This is a genomic window from Colwellia sp. TT2012, assembly GCF_001440345.1.
Classification (GTDB): domain Bacteria; phylum Pseudomonadota; class Gammaproteobacteria; order Enterobacterales; family Alteromonadaceae; genus Colwellia.
In genome coordinates this window covers 1-820 of the sequence record NZ_LJYX01000128.1, presented here as the reverse complement: position 1 = coordinate 820, position 820 = coordinate 1, and the positions used below count along the sequence as shown (strand labels likewise).

General features: G+C 62.7%; 1 protein-coding gene. It reads right to left on the bottom strand.

The window, feature by feature from the left end; all coding sequences use genetic code 11:
- Positions 1–820 (bottom strand): UvrD-helicase domain-containing protein (locus tag ASU03_RS20320; protein WP_157465991.1); only part of this gene is annotated, 820 nt, incomplete at both ends.

Below are 820 nucleotides of genomic sequence, written 5' to 3'. Positions count from 1 at the left end.
CGATCAGCTTGGCCTTGTAGTTGCCGCGAGACATGATGGCGAAGTCGCTGTAGGGGCGGTCGGTGCGCAGGTGCAAGGTCAGCAACTCGACGGCCACGCGCTCGGCTTCGGCATCTTCGTTGCGGCAGCGGATCACGCGGATTTCGTCGCCATGGCCCATCTCACTCCACAGTTGTTTCTCAAACTCGTGGGGGTTATTGGAGATCAGCACGTTGGCGCAACGCAGGATACGACTGGTGGAGCGGTAGTTCTGCTCCAGCATCACCACTTTCAAGGACGGGTAGTCGACCTTGAGCAGCATCAGGTTTTCCGGGCGCGCACCGCGCCAGGCGTAGATCGACTGGTCGTCGTCGCCCACCACCATCAGGCTGTCGCCGCCCTTGGCCAGCAGGCGCAACCAGGCGTACTGCACGGCGTTGGTGTCCTGGAACTCGTCCACCAGGATATGCCGGAAACGCTTCTGGTAATGAGCCAGCAGGCCAGGGTTGTCACGCCACAGGTCGAGGGCCCGCAGCAGCAGTTCGGAGAAGTCGATGACCCCGGCACGTTGGCAGGCCACTTCGTAGGCTTCATAAATGCTGCGCATGGTGGCCAGGAACAGATCGCCGCTGGCCTGGATATGTTGCGGGCGCAGGCCTTCGTCTTTCTGGCCGTTGATGAACCACTGGGCCTGGCGCACCGGCCAGCGTTGCTCATCCAGGCCCAGCTCGCGGATCACCCGCTTGACCAGGCGTTTCTGGTCCTCGCTGTCAAGACTCTGGAAGCTCTGGGCCAGGCCTGCTTCCTGCCAGTGGGCCCGCAACAAACGGTGCGCCAGGCC